Source organism: Streptomyces sp. NPDC090798, from assembly GCF_044768965.1.
In the GTDB taxonomy this organism is placed as follows: Bacteria; Actinomycetota; Actinomycetes; order Streptomycetales; family Streptomycetaceae; genus Streptomyces.
The window spans coordinates 346,989-362,753 of record NZ_JBIVXA010000005.1 but is presented as its reverse complement, the minus strand read 5'-3'; the positions used below and the strand labels follow the sequence as shown (position 1 = coordinate 362,753).

The window sequence follows — 15,765 nt, the reverse complement described above, 5'->3', positions numbered from 1 at the left end:
GGTCACACCTCCCTGACATGCACCAGACGTGCACGAGTCACCCGCGGCGCCCATCGGCCACCGCTTGAACAGAACCGACCCTAGAGGCACCCGGACCCGCGACGCCATCGAATTACGGCGCACCGTCCGCATCTGGACGGCACCGCGCAAGGACCGGTCCGGAATGTGGCTGGTTCAGCGCCCGACAGCGTCTACGGGCCGGGCTGCCCGGTGACCCGTGGCAGTGCCTGTTCGGCCCAGATCACCTTGCCCTGGGGGGTGTACCGGGTGCCCCAGCGCTCGGCCATCTGCGACACCAGGAACAGGCCCCGGCCCCCCTCGTCCATGGTCGCCGCGTACCGCAGATGCGGCGAGGTGCTGCTGGTGTCGGACACCTCGCAGATGAGCGTACGGTCGCGGATCAGCCGTACGTGGATCGGCTCGGAGCCGTAGCGGATGGCGTTGGTGATGAGCTCGCTCAGGATGAGCTCCATGCTGAAGCCGAGCTCGGACAGGCCCCACTCGTCGAGCTTCCGGGACACGGTGTCGCGCATCCCGGCGACGGCGGCCGGGTCGAGCGGCACGTCCCAGTCGGCGATCCGGTCGGGCGGCAGCCCCTGGGTACGGGCGATGAGCAGGGCGACGTCGTCCTTGGGGCGACCGGGCAGCAGTTCGTCCAGGACGGCCTGGCAGCTCTCCTCCGGCGACCGGTCGGGGTGCCCCGCCAGTGCTTCACGCAGCAGTTCCATGCCCACGTCCAGGTCGCGTCTGCGGTCCTCGATGAGGCCGTCGGTGTACAGGACGAGCTGGGCGCCCTCCGGGATGTCCAGCTCGGCGGTCTGGAACGGCAGGCCGCCCAGGCCGAGGGGAGGCCCGGTCGGCACGTCCACGAAGGTGACGGTTCCGTCGGGGAGGACCAGCGCGGGCGCCAGGTGCCCCGCCCGTGCCATGACGCAGCGGCGCGTCACGGGGTCGTAGATCGCGTACAGGCAGGTGGCGCCCACGACACCCGCGGCACCATCCGTGTCCCGCTCGTCCTGGTCGATCCGGCCGACCAGGTCGTCCAGATGGCTCAGCAGCTCGTCGGGGGGCAGATCGAGGGTGGAGAAGTTGTGCACCGCGGTCCGCAGCCGCCCCATCGTGGCGGCGGCGTGCAGCCCATGGCCGACCACGTCGCCGACGGCCAGCGCCACCCGGCTCCCCGGCAGGGGAATCACATCGAACCAGTCCCCGCTCACGCCCGACTGGGCGGGCAGGTAGCGGTAGCCGACGTCGAGGGCGCTCTGCTCGGGCAGGGCCCGCGGCAGCAGGCTGCGCTGGAGGGTGACCGCCAGCGCGTGCTCGCGGGTGTAGCGGCGTGCGTTGTCGATGCTGACCGCGGCACGGGCCACCAGTTCCTCCGCCAGCGACAGCTCCTCCTCGTCGAAGGGCTCGTGCTGCTTGGCGCGCCAGAAGTTGGCCACGCCCAGCACGACACCGCCGGCCTGGATCGGGGCGGCGATGAGGGAGTGGATGCCGTAGTCGATGATCTCCTTGGTGCGCTCCGGGTCCTGCGCGTGCCAGCCCGCGGCGGTCGACAGATCCGTCACCAGTTCGGAGCGGCCGCTGCCGTAGCCGCGCGCCTGGGGCGTGGAGGGCACGAAGTCGATCAGCCGGCCCCTTTCGTAGAGCGGATGGTCGTTCCGGATGCCGCACACGGCGATGCGTCGCAGGTCCGTCGCCGTGGGGGCCGGCTCCTCGCCGTGCAGCACGGCGTCGGCCAGGTCGACGGTGACGAAGTCGGCGAAGCGAGGGACGGCGACCCGCGCCAGCTCGTCGGCGGTACGCCGCACGTCCAGGGTGGTGCCGACGCCGAGTCCCGCGTCGTACAGCAGCTTGAGCCGCTCCCGTGCGACCTCCGCCCTGCCGGTGACCGCCTGGAGCTCGGTGGAGTCGCGCAGCGTCACCACCGTTCCCTCGATGCCTCCGTTGCGCCCCGTGGGCCGCTGGTTGACCGCCAGCAGCCGCTCCCCGGCGAAGTGCACCTCGTCGGTGGCCTCGCGCCCTGAGACGAGCAGCTCCACCGTCTCGGGTTCGAGGTTCGACAGCTGCGACACGTGTCGTCCCTCGGCGTCGGGGGGCAGCTCCAGCAGCCGTCTGGCCTCGTCGTTCGCCAGCAGCAGCCGCCCGTCGCCGGCGACGATGAGCACTCCTTCGCGTACGGAGTGCAGCACCGTGTCGTGGTGGTCGTACATGCGGGTCATCTCGTCCGGGGCCAGGCTGTGGGTCTGCCGTCGCAGCCGTCTGCCCACCAGTCCCGTCACCCCGGTGGACACCACGAGTGCCCCGGCCCCGGCGCCCAGGATGATCGGTAGTTGCCGGTCGACCTCACTGGTCACGTTCTTGACCTTCAGACCGGCCGACACCAGGCCCACCACATTGTCCCCGACGTCCTTGATGGGGACGGTGGCCTGCACCTCGTGGCCGAGCGGGCCGTGGACGCTCTCCGTGTAGACCTTCCCCGCCAGCGACGGCCCGATGGTGCCCACGAACCGTTTGCCGATCAGGCTCGGCAGGGGGTGGGTGTAGCGGATGCCCTTGGTGTTCATGACCACGATGAAGTCGACCCCGGCGGCCTTGCGGGCCGCCTCGGTGGCCGGCTGGAGGATCTTGCTCGGATCGGGGGTCCGCAGTGCCGCCACGACCCCGGGAGCGTGCGCGAAGGTCTCCGCCGTGGCTACGGAGCGGCGCTTGGCCTCGGCGGTGGTGTCCCGCTCCGACTGCAGGACAAGGGCGAACACACCGCAGGCCACGAGCAGCACGACAAGGGCCACCTGAAGAACGAACACCTGCCCGGCTACGCTTCGCGGGCTCCTGCTGACCAGTGGCCTGAATGAAAAGCGTCGAAAACCGGCGAAACGATTCGCCATGTGACCTTTCTAGCACTGGTGATCCCAAGCGGCCATGGCCCACCCCGGAGACGACCCTCCCGGCTCCTGCCCCGCCCCGCCCCGGACACACCGAGGACACATGATCACCCGGACGGCCGGGGGCGGGGAGGCGGGCCCGTGTTCACAGGGCGATGAGGACGATCGTGAGGAGTACGGCGATCACGCCGAAGCCGGCTCCCATCACGCAGCCCGGATTGTTCACCAGGTCGGAGAGCCGGGACGTGAGGGTGGGCGGTCTCGGCGCGGTGGCGGAGGGTTCCGGGACCGTCGTGGGCGACGGCACGGTGTAGGGCGGCTGGGAGGCGGAGGGGACTCGCTCGCCCCGGCTGAGCACGTCTCGCAGGATCTGCTGCCACAGGACGGGCGGCAAGTCGGGGACCTGGCCGTTCGCCGGCGCGATGATGCTCTGGCGGAGCCAGTTGCCCCCGGTGGGGTGACTGTCCCGGGTCATGCGGTGGAGCAGCTCACGCAGATCGCGCAGATAGCGTTCGTCCCGGGCGAGCGGGGCGACGGCCCAGGTGAAGAGGTCGGCCGCCCGGGTGACCATGGCCGTCCGGGAAACGGGTTCCGGGCCCTGCCCGTACGGCGTGAAGTACAGGCCGTTGTGGAGCACCTCCGCGCACAGGTCGTGCCGCGTCTCCGGTCGGCGCTCCCGGACGCGGTGATCGTTTCCCAGCTCGTCGAGCAGGAGTTCCACGGACTCCGGTGGCAGATCGGCGGAGCGCAGCTCGCCCAGGAGCGACTCGTCGGGCAGGGTGCGCAGGCGCGCCGCCAGGAGACTGCGTTGCATGTGGTTCCCGCGCCGATGGTCACGGAGGTCCTCGTGGAGCCCGTACGCCTCGCGGGCGGGAGTCTGGACCGGCGCCTGGACCGGCGTCCGCGGGGGCCGCGGAGGAGCCGTGGGGGGAGAGTCCGCGGGCGGAGAACCCGCGGACACCCGGTCCGTATGCGCGTTGGAATACGGGTCCCCATACGTGTCCGGATACGGGTCCGCGTACGAGTCCGGGTGCGGGTCGAGGTACGGGTCGGGGTACGCGTACGGCTTCGGGATCCGCGGCGGGGGCGCCGTCTCGGCCCGCTCCCGGTCCTCGTCCTCCTCCCCGACCGGGCCCGGTTGCGCAGAGCGGGGCGCGGGCGCGTCGGTGCGCGTGCCGGTTCGGCGGTCGGTGCTGAGGATCTCGTTCAGCAGGACGCGCCGCCGCGCCCACTCCAGCTCCGCGCCGCCGGCGAGCTCCTCGACCAGCTGGGGCACCCCGGGGGCGGCCTCGGGGTCCGTGAGGAGGTGGTCGAGGAGGTGGTCCACCAGCCGGGCCGCAGCCTTGTGCTCGAACTGGGGGGTGACCCGACGGCCCATGACCCGGGCCAGCGGACCGGCCCCGCCCGCGTCCGGCTCCCAGCGCGGGACGCACATCAGACGCAGCTGATGGGTGTCCACCGTGTCGTGGGTGGCGAACGTCCACTCCTGGCCCAGCCAGGGCCCGAAGAGCAGGAACAGCCCCAGATACGCCACCGGCACGGCGTCCTGGTCGGGCCAGCCGGGCTGCCCCTTCTCCTCCACGAGCAGCGACACCCGCTGCGCCGGATCGCGCAGCCACTCCGCGGCGACCAGGATCAACGCGCGTTTGACCGCCGGCAGCAGCTCCAGCATGGCCGGGAGCCGCTCGCGCGCCAGCGCGTCGAGCTGCGCGCACTCGATCACGCGCTGGCGTCCGGAGGCCTTCTCGGCGGACTCCCGGCTGCCCCAGCCGCCGTAGGAGAGGCCGAGGCACTGGCGGGTCTTCAGGGTTGCGGGGTCACCGATCAGGACATGGCTGATCGTGCTGGGCCGGCCGCCACGGTCGGTGGTGGGCCAGCGCTGGACGAGCATGACGTCGCCGTCGCGGGACAGGGTGCGTACGACGCTCTGCCGCGAGGCGGCCGTACCGGACACCCACAGCAGCGGGCCCAGTTCCCGGCCCAGTTCCTCGGCGCGCTCGGCCGGGCAGGAGTGGGCGACGGCCTTCATGCCGGTGCCCTGGCGGCCCTGGTTGCCGTCCCACCGGAAAACGACCTGGTGCACCGAGCCCCCGGTGCCGTCACCGCCCGGCCCGTGCGCGCCGGCCTGCTCCCCGTGGGCGGCCGGACTCCTCCGATCCCGAAAGTCGCTCACTTCGTCTCCCTCACAGTTCCCACCGCTCCCCCGGTTCGTCCGGCCCTCCCCGACGGCACCGCCTCGAACGCGGGCGCCTCTCCCACGGCGAACGCCTCGGCGCCGCCCGGCACCTCGACCATCCCGTGCAGCGCCAGCAGCGCGAGCAGCGGCTCCAGCACCCGCCGGGGCCCCGCCCCGGCCGGATAGCGGCCCTGGTCCTCCTGGCCGCCGGTGGCCGACGCCACATGCAGGGTGCACCGGCGGATCGCGTCGAAGGGGCGCAGCCAGGCCGGCCCGGCGTGCTGTCGCAACAGCCCGTACACGTCCCGGCTCTCCTCACGCATCCGTTCGGGGTCGAGGGAGGTCGCCGGTGCCCGGCCGAGCCACCGGTCGACAGGCGGCTGGAACCGCAGGAGGTCCGCCTTGCCGAGCACCATCGCGGCGGCCACGTCCAGATACGGTCCGTTCTTCGGCAGCCGGTCGAGGACGGTGCCGAAGGCGAGGTCGCCGTCCCGGTTCACCTCGACACCCCAGCGTTCCCTGGCGTGGTCCAGATGCGGCAGCGGAAGGGCCAGCGCCGGGTCGACGACGAAGATCAGGGCGTCGATCCCGAGCAGGAAGCGCAGTGCGGCGTCGGTCCGCACGAGGTCCTCGCCGCCCAGGTCGAAGAAGGCGACCGGACGTACCTGCCCGTGGGCGTCGGTGATGAGGAGGGACTCCACGAAGCGGGCGAAGCCGTCCAGACCGAGGGCGCCGGTGTGGTCGAGGACCTTGCCGTTGCGCAGCGGCTGCACCCGCTCCCGTACGAACCGAGCGTGCTGCTCCGGGTTGACCGACTGCCACTTCAGGCCGAACGGCTCCAGGCCGCCGTCGGTGATCTCCGCGATCATCTGGGTCAGCAGGTGGCTCTTGCCGGTGGACGACTGGCCGACCATCGCGACGGTCAGCGGGCGGCCGTAGGTGAGGTAGGGCACCGGGATGAAGTGCTCGGGGAAGTCCCGGTCCGCGGTGCACTTCTGGACGGCGCCGCGCATGACGTCCTGGCGGCGCAGGGGGTTGCCGATCGTCGAGACGTCCAGCGGCTTGTACTGCATCCTGCTGTCGGTGACGAAGAGCGAGGCGAGGTCGAGCTGGATGTTCTCCAGGCAGTACGGGCACAGCACCTGGCCGTCGCTGCCGCGCCCGGCCGGTGTCCTGGGCTCCTGGTGGGTGACGGGGGCCTGCTGCTTGAGGCGCAGCGCCTGCTCGAACGCCTCCCGGTGCGCGCGGGTCTCGTCGGCGGGCACGGTGAGCGTGACGCGCCGGGCGGCCCCCGGTGCCAGCAGGTCGAGCAGTTGGGCGGGGGTCGGCCGGTCGGCCGCCAGCGGGGCGAAGGCGCCCCGCAACGTCTCGGCGAGCACCCGGTGCTCGCCGAGGTCGGTGGGTGCCCGGTCGCCGGGGCCGGGCCGGCCGGTCACCAGCTGGTAGAGCACCTGGGCGGCGCTCCACACCGCGTCCCGGGGGTCGACGAGCCCCTCGCCCCGGCGTTGTTCCGGCGAGCAGTAGGGTGCCCGGCCCCACCGGGTCCTCGGCCCTCCGGTACGGGCCGCTCCCTCCAGTCCCCAGAGCTGGACCGAGGCGCCGTCCCAGAGCACGGTGGCGGGCGAGATGCCGCGCAGCACCAGCTCCTGGCTGTCCAGCAGGCACAGGGCGAGCATCAGGTCGCGGGTGAGGACTCGTTGGTCGGTCGCGGACATCACATGGGTACGTGCGATGGCGGTGCCGCGCGGCGCGGCGTACAGCAGGAACGGCTCGGCCGCGTCCAGTTCGTAGCCGACGATCCTCGGGAAGAGCGCCGTGTACTCCGTGTCGTCGAGCGCCCGGTGCAGTCGCAGGGCGGTGCCCGCCTCCGCGTCGAGCAGGGCGCGCGCGGCCGGGTTCGCCGCGTCGGCGGCGTTCAGGCGGACCTGGACGCACTGCTGCCCCTCGTCGAGCAGTCCGTTGCGGATCAGCTGGGGCAGCAGCGGATCGCGGCGGGACTCGGGGCCGAAGCGGACGGAGGCGACCCGGCGCCGGCCCGAGGGGACGGTGAACGCGAGCGTCTTCCAGCGCGGCCTGTCCGGCTCCGTCAGGTGGGGGTGCGAGGTGCTGGTCACCAGCGGTTGCCGTCCTCTCGGTCGTACGGGTGCGCCGGGCCGGGATGCGGGGTGCGGGTCACCAGCTGTCGCCGTCCTCACGGTCGTAGGCGTCCGCGCTGTCGTACGGGTCGAGGCCGTCGGCCGGGGAGTTCTGGCGGGAGCGGACGGTGTCCACCACGCCCATCCGCAGCGGGGTGAGCCGGACCAGGCCGGCGTAGCGTCCCGAGGAGGTCCACAGCGTCTGCTCCGGCGGTACGCAGCCGGTGGTCCGCCAGGTCTTCTCGACCTCGTCGCGCACGGCCTGCGGCGCGAACCTGATCCACACCGCGGCCGCCGGGTCCCGGCTGAGCAGCGTTCCCTGTTCGGGTGAGGAGAGTTGGACCACGGCCTGCCGGTCCGCCTCCGTGCCGACCAGGTCGGCCACCCGGCGCGGGTCGGTGCCCAGCAGGTTCGCCGAGCCGGCCCGGGTGCGGTGGTCGGCGGCGAACGGGGGCGGGGCCAGTACGCCGTTGTGCTGGAGGTGGCGGCGGGCCGTCGAGAGCAGGTCGCGGACCCGTTCCTCGGTGCGCCGGACGGCGAGGGCGCCGGCCTGGCCGCGCTCGACGGCACCCCAGTAGGGCTCCATCGCCACCATGGCGGCGTCCGTCAGATCACCGGCCAGGGCGGCGACCAGCTCCGGTCCGCCCTCACCGTTCTCGCGGTCCAGCCAACGCGGCACCCCCGCGGTGCGGTCCGCCCACGGGGCGGCGGGCCCTGCGGACTCCGCGAACCCGCCGCGCGCGCCCGGCTCGCCCCGCTCGTCGGGCTCGCTCCAGGAAGCCCCGTCCTGCCAGGCGTACGCGCTCGCCCAGTCGCTGTCCCCGTCGTCGGACAGCGCGAACGCGTCCGTCTCCAGGGCCGAGGCGCTGGTCAGCCAGTCGTCCGCGTCGAGCGGCTCGGGGCCGGACGCGCCGGTGACCGTGGGCCGTTCGGGCTCGGGCACCGCTTCGGCGGCCGCGGCGGCGGCCGTCGCCCGCAGCATGCCGGCGACGGACCGGGCGGCGTCGGCGCAGTGCAGGCGTTCCTCGACGGCCCAGTGCTCACGGACCGCCTCGGCCAGCAGCGCGTCGAGCCCGCCCAGGGCCTTGCGCAGCGCGGCGGTGGCGTGGAAGGCCGCCCAGGAGTCGATCGCGGCGCGCCACAGCCTGCGTGCCGTCTCCACCGCGACACCGAGGCCCGCCAGGAGACAGACGGCGCTCAGCCAGAGCGGGGATTCGAGCGCGTACGCCATCGCCACACCGGCCGCGGCGCCGCCGAGTGCCGCGGCTCGGGGGCCCCAGCCCCAGCGGCCGGTGCCTCCCGCGCCCCGCAGCCTGGACGCGCCGAGCAGCGCCACCGCGAGGAAGATCAGCGGGACGGCGATCGCCAGCGCCGCCAGGGGCCCCCGCCACAGGGCGCCGAGCAGCCCCGCCACGGCCGCCGCGGGCAGCGCGCCGCGCCCCGTGGCCGCGGTGCCGTTCCCCACGGCGGGCCGCCGGGACACCGCTTCGGTGGAGTGGTCGGCGAGTTTGCGCACCAGTGCCGAACCCGGTACGGGCTCCACCCGCCCGGCCAGCCCGGTGAAGCGCTGGGCCACGGACCGCAGGGCGAGCCCCTGTCCGAGCAGTTTTCCGGCGAACTCCCGCAGGCCCTCGCCGATCCGCTCCCCCATGCCCTCGGCCGAGGGCACCCGCAGACCGAGGGCCCCGAGCCGGGCCGCCGTCTCGGCGGCGGACGGCGCCGTACCGGAGCCGCCGCCGCGCAGGGCCGTGCCGACGAGGTCCCGGTACTCGCCGAGCGCCTGGTGCGCCTGGTCGAGGTCCGCCTCGAACGCCTGCCTGCGGGAGGCCCGCAACAGCCCGGGCAGGGAACGCAGTTGGGCCAGCGCGTCCTCGGCGTAGTCGAGGGCCTGGGCACAGGCGGCGTATGTGCTGTCCGCCACGCCGCCCGGCTCCCGGTGCCGTTGGTCACGGCCGCCCCGGCCCGCCACCAGACTCCGCAGCGGCTCCGGCAGATCGGCGCCGGAGGAGGCGGTCACCAGCAGGTCGGGGGCGAGTTCGGTGTCCTCGCCCGCGAACCTGAGGAGCGCGTCGCGCCAGGCCCGGTCGCGCACCTCAAGGGGCAGGTCCTGCTCCAGCAGCCGCACACCGGGCGCGGCGACGGCGTCCGGCAGCGCCCCGAGGCCGTCGAGGACCTTCAGGTAGACGTCCGGGACCGACAGCACGTCCACAAGGACGGCGAGCGCCTCCGGGGCGTCGGGCTCGGGCTGTTCCAGCGCCGTGCGCGCGGAACGCAGATCGCCCGCCCACAGCAGGGCGGTGCCCGAGGCCCGCAGCACCGCGGGCCGCACGAGGCGCCTGTCGGGCTGGAAGGCCTCGTCCTTGCCCGCGTACGAACCGGGTGCGCTGCCCACCAGCAGGACCAGGATCCTGACCTCGCCCACGGCCCGGTAGGCGGTGAGCAGTTCGTACTGCCGCTGGTGGTCGGTCAGCCCGGCCGGGGTGTCGACCACCAGGAACAGCGGGTCGTCGGGTTCGGGCAGCCCGGCCCGGCCCAACTGCCGGGCGACGCCGGCCCGCAGGGCCTTGGCGGTGTCGAGTTCCGCCGCGCCGCTGCGCAGGTCCAGCTGGATGACGGTGCCGAGGTCTTCGGACGTCTTCACTCCGGGTCACCGTCCCAGGGGTTGCGGCGGGAGCGTTCGCGCTGGCCGTCGTCGCCGTACGGGCCGGGGTCACCGGGCTCGTCCCAGGGCACCGAGGGCCGGCCGGCGCCGCCGGAGCGCCCGTTGACGCGGTCACCCCGATCACCCCGGTCGGTGCGGTCGGCACAGTCGGTGCGGTCGGTGCGGTCGGCGTCGTACCCGTCGTCGTAGTCGTCCACGGACGCGCGGTGCGGACGTTCCTCGGTGCCGCTCGGGTACGTGTCGAAGGAGGCGCGCGGTGCGGTGCCCCAGTCGTCGTCATCGGGCACGGCACGCCGGGGTTCGGGGAACTCCTTGCGGACGCGCGGCGCGGGAGCTGCGCCGCGTACGTGCTCCAGCAGCGTGCGCAGCGTCGGCTGGACGGCGCGCTGGTCCCCGAACTCGGTGTCCAGCGCGGCCGGCAGTGTCTTCGCCCAGAACTCCCACAGCGGGCGCACCCATCCCTCGACCCGCTCGCCGCCGCGCTCGCGGCGGTCGGCCAGCAGTTCCAGCTGACGCGGGGCGGTCTTCTCGACGAGCTCGACGAAGAGCGGATGAGGTTCGCTCGCGCTCCTGGCGAGACCGAGCGGCTGAGCCCCCATCAGTTCGCGGCAGTAGTCCTCCACGGTCCGTTCGTCGTCGAGGACGGTCCAGCGTTCGTACGACCGCAGCAGCTCCGCCCAGCTCGACACCCCGCCGGGGAAGTCCCCCAGCCGCAGCCGGACGCCGGGCACATGGGCGCCCTTCTCGGGGAACAGCCGCAGCCTCAGCCGCTCCGGCGACGCCGGGTCGCCGTCCACCACGTCGACCTGGCCGTTCCACATGCAGCACAGCAGCCGGTGCAGGATGACGCGGCGGTCCTCCTCGCTGCTGACCATCCAGCTGTCCCGGTAGCCGAGCCGCTGCCGCCAGCGCAGTACGTCCTGGGCCTGCTCGGAGTCCTTCGCCCTGGCCCACTGGCGCAGCACCTTGCGGGCTTCGGGCACCTGGGTGAGGCTCATCTCGCTGCGGAAGAGGACCACGGTGACGGAGTCGCTCTCCACTCCCCGGTACTCCACGGAGTTCTTGGCGTCGGACGGCAGCCGCAGCGCCTTGCCGAGGTACTCCTGCACCTCCTCCACGGCCTGCACGCGCGGGTGGGTGACGAGAACCCGCAGCGGTCCGGTGCCCTCCGGGGTGAAGCCCACCGGCAGCAGCCCGGTCAGCTTGCGGCCGAACAGGTCGAGCGCCTCCTTGCTGACCTGGTCGGCGGCGTCCGCGTCGCCCGCCGCGGCGGCCAGCAGGGTGCCCATGGCCGGCAACAGCGGGCGTTCCTCCAGGTGTTCGCCGCTCTCCGCGAACAGCCGGGTGATACGGCCCTCCAGCTGGGCCTTGACGACCGCGACCGCGTTGTCCGGATTGCGGCGGCTGAGTGTGTGGACCTCGCGCCAGGTGTCCCCGTCGATCATCCTGAGCAGCAGCGCGGCCTCGTCGTCGTTCTCGCGCATTCCCTCCCGGCGGATCAGCCGGGTGACCACGTCCTCGTAGAAGTGGTTGAGGGTGCGCTGCGGCGGCAGCAGATACGAGATCCCGGTGCGGTCCTCGTACAGTTCGAGGCCCTTCTGCTGAGAGATCTTGCGTTCCTGGTCGGAGTGTTTGCGGAAGGCGTTGACCAGCCGTCCGAGGTCGGCCCCGGCGGTAGCCGCCGGGGGCTGCCACTGCTGTTGCTGTTCCCGCCAGGCCTCGTGCCACACGGTCCGGCTGCGCCACTGGTACCAGAGGTCCTGCTCCTGGAGCGCGGCCTGCACGTCGTCGTCGCCCCAGCGGGCCGGTGACATGCCGGCCAGCCGGCCCTTGATCCTGGGCGTCTTGGGCGGCTGATCGGTCACGCCCGGCGGGCGCTGGGGGGCGCGAGAGCGGCTGTCGAGCATGCCGAGGAAGCCGAGCCGGGCGATCGGTTCGTCGCTGTCCTGGACGCCTCTGACGACGCGTTCGGCGAGGAAGGGATCCACGCTCTGGAGGAGTTTGTCGATGGCGGGGCGCGGGGCGAAACGGTCGGCCATCGAGGCGGCCTGGCGGTCGGCGACGGACTGGAGGTCGGACAGCAGCCGCTGCATGTCCGTGAGCCGTTCGCCGAGCGCCTGCTCGATGGCCTTGCCGCCACGCGGCAGCGGATCGGGTTCCGGGACGGCCAACTGCGCCCGTTCCCACAGCTCTTCGAGGTGGGAGTCGGCGAACAGCTGCCGGATCAGCGGCACCGCGTTGTCGCGCAGCGCGGTACGGGGCCGCTCCACGAGGTCGGTGACCGCCTCCCGCAGCAGCCGGCCCGCCACCAGGTCGGCCAGTTGGTCCATAGGGGCGGTCATGGAGGCCACCAGGCTGGTGGAGACGCCCTGCCGGCCGATGCCGGTGGGGGACACGGCGCTGCGGTGCACGCCCCGGTTGATGAAGCTCGCGGCGAAGGTCTGGAAGTCGTCGTCGGTCGCTGTCGCCCGGCCCCTGGGGCGGCTGTCGCCCAGTTCGGTGCCGATCAGCGACATCACCAGGGAGACGATGGAGCGGCGCAGGTCGTCCTGGCGGATGCCTGCGGTCGGGCTGAACAGGAAGGCGGTGGGCAGGATGCCGGTGCGCAGGCGGATCGGTGTCGTGCCCGGGTAGCGGATGCCGAGCCCGGAGTCGAGGTCGAGGTCCAGGTCGCCGATCTCCGTTCCCTCGCTCGGCGCGTTCTGCGCGTCGACCAGCCGGAACAGGTCGACCAGCGCACGGGCCGCGTTGAGCTCCGCCTCCCGTCCGCCGCCGCCCGCCGAGGAGAACGAGGACGGCATCACGACCAGCGGGTAGATCTTCACGCCGTCGAAGCGGCGCAGCTGGAAGGCGTGGTTGATCAGGTGCAGATAGTCCAGGAAGATCCCGGCGCCGGTGCCGCCGGCCACCGAGAAGGCGACGAACACGTCGCAGCCGTTGACCTTGCCGCCGCCGAGCTCGGCCAGTTCACCGGCCGACTTGGCGATCGCGTCGATCGCCTGGAGCAGCGGCTCGAGGACCGGGGCGAGGCTGTGCCGGAGTGTGGCGAACAGGGCGGCGCGGCCGACGGTGGGCAGTTGGCCCGCGCCGTTGTGCAGCGGGGTGACCTTCGGCTCGTCGATGCGCGGCGGCAGCCAGTCGGCGACCTCGTCGCGCAGGCTCGCCCGGAGCATCTTGGTCAGTTCGGGTGACGCGTCGAAGTTCGGCAGCAGGTTGTGGGTGGCCCGGGAGGTACGGGCGTACGCGGCCCGCAGCGAGGGGTCCACGTTGAACTGGGGCAGCCGCTGGAGGTCGGACTCGCTGTAGTCCGCGTAGACGAACTGGAGGCAGTCGGGCAGCTGGTAGGGGGCGTGTCCGCTGAGGTGGCTGAGCGCGACGCCGTCCGGCCCGCACAGTTCGGCGCGCAGCTTGCGTTCGAGTTCGGCGCCGACCAGGCCACCGGTGCCGCCCAGGCCGACGAAGAGCATCGGCTGGAAGATCTTCATGGGGTTCCTCCCCGCTTGCGGCCGTCGTGGCGGCCGGTTCGTGCTCGGTACGTCCGTGGAGTGCGCGCGGCACGGCCGCGCTGCGGTGCGTGGGGGGCGGCCCGGTGGCGCCTCGGCCCGCCCCCTGGCGTCACAGGTACGACCCGTACGAGCTCCCGCTCTCGCCGGTACCGGTCGCGGAGGTGGTGGAGCCCGCGGTCGTCCGCGCGGAGGGCCGCGGTCGGCGGACCTTCGAGGCGCGGGTGTCCTCGCCGAGGGCCAGGCTCAGCGTGTCGGTCAGCTGGACCTGGCCGCGGGCGGGCAGCGGGGTACGGCCGCCGCCGCGCTTGCGCAGGACCGCTCCGCCCTCGGGACTGCGCTGGACGGCGTACGGGCCGTGGGCGCGCCGCTCGATGCGCGGGCTGCGGTGGGGTTCGACGACGGCGAACTCGTACCACTGCTTGTGTCCGTGTCCGGCGAGGTGCTCCCCGAGGACGTCGCCCTCCGCGGAGACCAGCCGCAGCACCAGGCCGAACGGGTCCCTGCGGGTGCGGCGCTGGCGCAGCCAGGCGAGGACGGCCACGGTGGCCAGCGCGATCAGTGCGGCGGCGGACACGAACGCCCACCAGTACTTCGCCCAGATGCCCGGCTCGGGTGTCACCCGCACCGAGAGCGGGGTGCGCACCAGCGTCCGTTCGTGGTCGGTGGTGTCGACGACCGTGACGGTGCCGCCGAGTCGCAGTCCGCCGTCGCCGAGGCGGTCGCCGAAGACGTCGCGGGGGGCGACCTCGACCGTGACCTTCCGGGTGCCGGACTCGCCGGGTTTCACCTGGATCTCGGCCGGGGTGACCGTGAGCAGGCCGGACTTGAGGTCGGCGACGGACAGCCGCAGGGTGTGCGGGGTGTCGCTGGTGTTGTGGACGGCCAGCGTGGCGGTGACGGTGGAGCCGGGGTGGGTGTTCGCGGCGGGCAGTTCGAGCGCGGTGGTGACGGGCAGTGTGCCGGGCGCGATCTGGCCGCCCTCACTGCGGGTGTCGGCGCTCAGACCCGAGGCCGTCAGCGTGCCGCTCACCTTGAGTGCCCCGTCGGCGCTCTTGGGGATCTCGACGGAACCGGTGAAGGAGCCGTCGCTCGCCTTGGAGTCGGGCCCCTGGCCGTCGTCGGTGAGGCTCAGCGCCAGCGGGTCGAAACCGTCGCCGGTCAGTTCGCTGCGGACGCGCAGCCCCTCGTAGTCGCGCGCGTCCTTGATCTCGTAGCCCTCGCGGGTCTGCAGGCGCATGGTCACCGTGACCTTGTCGCCGGCCTGCGGGGACGGCGGGTCCATGGTGATGGCGCCGCGCAACTCGCCCTGCCACAGCACGCTGACGGCGACGGGCAGGGAGCGGTGGCCCTCCGGGGCCTCGGCCTTCACACGCCAGGTGCCGGGCACCGGGTCGACGATCTTCAGCGCCTCTACGGTGCCGCTGCCGCCCGCCAGCTCGAAGCTCGACTTGCGGTACGTCCCCGTGGTGGGGACCTGGTGGCCGTTGGGGTCGAGGTAGGTGATCTTCACCTGGGGGTCGCCCTTGTCGACGACGATGCTGCCCACGGTCGCCAGCGGCGAGATGCCGATCTCCAGGGTGGCGGGCGGCCGTTTGCTGGGGCCCTGTTCGTGGCGCAGGCAGTGGGCGGCCGCGAAGATCTTCTCCAGCATGGGGCCGACGTCCTTGGCCCCGGAGACCTTGCCCGCGCTCGGACGGGCGGAGGGCAGTTCGACGCAGCCCTTCTGGTACCCACCGGCGGCCATCCGGTCGAGCTGCGCCTTGTCCGGATCGGATCCGAAGCCGAGCGGCCAGATCTGTACGTGCTGGGCGGCGGCGTTCTCGAGCTCCTGCGTCAGCTGCCGTTCGCCCTCGTCCTTGCGGTGCGCGGGGTCGCCGTACTTGGGGCTGTCCTGGACGTCCAGCTTCCCGTCGGTGAGGAGGAACAGCACGCGGGGCTGCGAGGGGTCGGTGCCGGTGGTGAGGTCGTGGACTCCCTGGCGTATCGCGCTCGGGAAGTCGGTGCCGGTGCCCTCGGTCTTCGTGCGGCTGCGCAGCTTGCCCACACAGGTGCCGATCGTCTCGCGGCCCGCCGCGTCCAGCGTGGTGCGCGGGCACACCGGGTCCACCGCGCGCTGGGCGTCGGACTCGGCGGCGGCGAAGCCGAAGACGGTGGCGTGGGAGGACGAGGAGACGTCGCCGAGCGCGATGCGTGCGGCGGCGGCCTTCTCGGCCTTCATGTCCTCGGGCGCGAGGCTCGCGGACTCGTCCACGGCGATGGAGTAGTTGACCGCCGGGAAGGCGGGTTCGGAATCCGCCGCCGGCACCGGATCATGACCGGCGGGTGCCAGCAGCGACACGAGCACCGACATACCGCCGAGCGCGCCGACCGCGGCGCGGCGCACCCGCCCCTTTCCTGTCCG

At 73.2% G+C, this 15,765-nt stretch carries 6 protein-coding genes; all 6 read right to left on the bottom strand.

Going from position 1 to position 15,765, the window contains the following annotated elements; translation table 11 throughout:
* Positions 1-191: 191 nt before the first annotated feature.
* Positions 192-2,888 carry a SpoIIE family protein phosphatase gene (locus ACIQTP_RS14140; RefSeq protein WP_403399614.1) on the bottom strand — a complete coding sequence of 899 codons (2,697 nt, stop codon included), beginning with the start codon at positions 2,886-2,888 and terminating at the stop codon, positions 192-194.
* A gap of 142 nt (positions 2,889-3,030) precedes the next feature.
* Complete coding sequence (locus ACIQTP_RS14135) at positions 3,031-5,058, bottom strand: hypothetical protein (RefSeq protein ID WP_403399612.1); 2,028 nt, start codon at positions 5,056-5,058, stop codon at positions 3,031-3,033.
* Positions 5,055-7,175: a hypothetical protein gene (locus ACIQTP_RS14130; protein WP_403399609.1), complete on the bottom strand. Its 2,121-nt coding sequence runs from the start codon at positions 7,173-7,175 to the stop codon at positions 5,055-5,057. The genes ACIQTP_RS14135 and ACIQTP_RS14130 overlap by 4 nt, the downstream gene beginning before the upstream one ends.
* A 58-nt stretch (positions 7,176-7,233) precedes the next feature.
* Complete coding sequence (locus ACIQTP_RS14125; RefSeq protein ID WP_403399607.1) at positions 7,234-9,837, bottom strand: hypothetical protein; 2,604 nt, start codon at positions 9,835-9,837, stop codon at positions 7,234-7,236.
* On the bottom strand, positions 9,834-13,343 hold the full coding sequence (locus tag ACIQTP_RS14120; RefSeq protein ID WP_403399604.1) for a tubulin-like doman-containing protein: 3,510 nt from the start codon (positions 13,341-13,343) through the stop codon (positions 9,834-9,836). The genes ACIQTP_RS14125 and ACIQTP_RS14120 overlap by 4 nt, the downstream gene beginning before the upstream one ends.
* A 130-nt stretch (positions 13,344-13,473) precedes the next feature.
* Positions 13,474-15,747, bottom strand: a complete 2,274-nt coding sequence (locus ACIQTP_RS14115; protein WP_403399603.1) for a VWA domain-containing protein — start codon at positions 15,745-15,747, stop codon at positions 13,474-13,476.
* Positions 15,748-15,765: the final 18 nt, after the last annotated feature.